This is a genomic window from Patulibacter medicamentivorans, assembly GCF_000240225.1.
In the GTDB taxonomy this organism is placed as follows: Bacteria; Actinomycetota; Thermoleophilia; order Solirubrobacterales; family Solirubrobacteraceae; genus Patulibacter; species Patulibacter medicamentivorans.
Genome location: NZ_AGUD01000276.1, coordinates 1 through 1,786, shown reverse-complemented (window position 1 = coordinate 1,786; position 1,786 = coordinate 1). Strand labels below are relative to the sequence as shown.

General features: G+C 77.4%; 2 protein-coding genes. Both read right to left on the bottom strand.

Annotated elements, in window-relative coordinates; all coding sequences use genetic code 11:
- Positions 1–58: 58 nt before the first annotated feature.
- Positions 59–1,177, bottom strand: coding sequence for a TadA family conjugal transfer-associated ATPase (locus PAI11_RS19400; protein ID WP_007577982.1), 1,119 nt, complete (start codon positions 1,175–1,177; stop codon positions 59–61).
- Positions 1,174–1,786: Flp pilus assembly protein CpaB (cpaB, locus tag PAI11_RS19395; RefSeq protein WP_040601051.1), on the bottom strand; the 613-nt coding region annotated here is incomplete at its 5' end. The genes PAI11_RS19400 and cpaB, both read right to left, overlap by 4 nt.

Below are 1,786 nucleotides of genomic sequence, written 5' to 3'. Positions count from 1 at the left end.
TGGCCGGCGCCGGCGCCGGCCAGCGCGCCGGCGAGGGCCGCCAGCAGCGTGGCGGGGATCACGCGTCCACGTCCCGCGCCCGCAGCGTCCAGCCGTCGGGCGTCGGCTCGACCGTGCCGAGCGCGGTCACCCGCCTGCGGCCGCCGGCCAGCCGCGCCTGCTGGACGACCAGCCCGATCGCGTCGCCGATCATCCGCCGGACGGCTGCGTGCGGAAGCCCGGTGTCCGCCATCAGGCAGAGCGTCTCGAGCCGTCGCAGGGCCGCATCGGGCGAGCGCGCGTGGATCGTCGAGAGCGACCCGTCGTGGCCGGTGGTCATCGCCAGCACCATGTCGAGCGCCTCGGCCCCGCGGACCTCGCCGACCACGATCCGGTCGGGACGCATCCGCAGGGCGTTGCGGACGAGCTCGCGGATCGTGACCGCGCCCCGCCCGTCGCTGCGCGCCGGCCGCGACTCGAGCCGGACCACGTGCGGCTGGGACAGCCGCAGCTCGGCCGTGTCCTCGATCGTCACGATCCGCTCATCGGGGTCGAGCAGCGCGGCGATCGCGCCGAGGGTCGTCGTCTTGCCCGCGCCGGTGCCGCCGCTGACGAGGATCGATCGCCGGCCCGCGACCGCATCGGCGACGGCGTCCGCGACCGCGGTCGACCACGTGCCCCGCTCGAGCAGCTCCTCGGCGCTCCATCGCCGCGCCCGGAACCGCCGAATCGTGACGATCGGCCCGTCGACCGCCACGGGCGACAGCGCGACGTGAACCCGCGAGCCGTCCGCCAGCCGCGCGTCGCAGAGCGGCTCGGAGCGATCGACCCGGCGCCCGGCGCCGGCCAGCATCCGCTCGATCGCGTGCAGCAGCTCCTGCTCGTCGGCGAAGCGGACGGAGGTCTCCTCGATCCGGCCGTGGCGCTCGACCCAGATCGGGCGGGTCGACGAGATCATGATCTCGTCGATCGCCGGGTCGTCCATCAGTGGCTCCAGCGGGCCCAGTCCGACCGTGCGCTCGAGCAGCAGCCGGCGGACCTCGTCCCGATCCTCCGGCGGCAGCAGCGGCGCGTCGCGCCGCAGGACCGCGTCGAGCAGCTCCTCGGGCGCGGGCCCCAGCCCGCCCTCGGCCGGCGCCGCGGCGAGCGCCACCAATCGCCGGTGGAGATCGTCCGCGACCTCGCGATGGACGCTCACCGGATGCCGTCCAGGCTCGACGCGGCAGCGGTGCCCTGCGCGCCGCGGCGGTCGTCGTCGGCGCCCCGCGGCAGCACGCGCAGCTCGCTGGCGAAGTTCTGGGCGGCGGCCAGGTAGACCGCCTGCCGCACGTCGACCCGCAGCGCGACCGCGATCCGCGATCCGCGCCCCTCCTCCCCCGTCTCGGTCGGCGCCGGCCGGACGGTCAGCACCTCGGCGTCCTCCAGCGCCAGCCGGGTCGTGCCGCCGCGACCGTCCTGCTCGCGCGTGACCAGCAGGTCGATCCGCGTGCCGGGCTGGACCAGCCGCGCGTCGCCGATCGCGACGATGTCGGCGATCCGCTCGCCCGGCCGCAGTCGCGGGCCAGCGCCGTCGTCCAGCAACGGAGCGGCCAGGTCGCTGCCGGCCGGGACCGTCGCGCGCGGCCGCAGCCCGGCGACCTCCGCGGGATCGGCGACGCGCTCGGCCGGGGCGTAGCGCAGCGGGACGCGGCGCAGGCCGAGCCGCGCGCCGTCGATCGGCTCGCCGCCCGGCAGGTCGCGCTCGGCGACCACCACCGGCACCGTCGGCCCGATCGCGTCGCGGATCGCACGCTCGCGCCGGCCGACG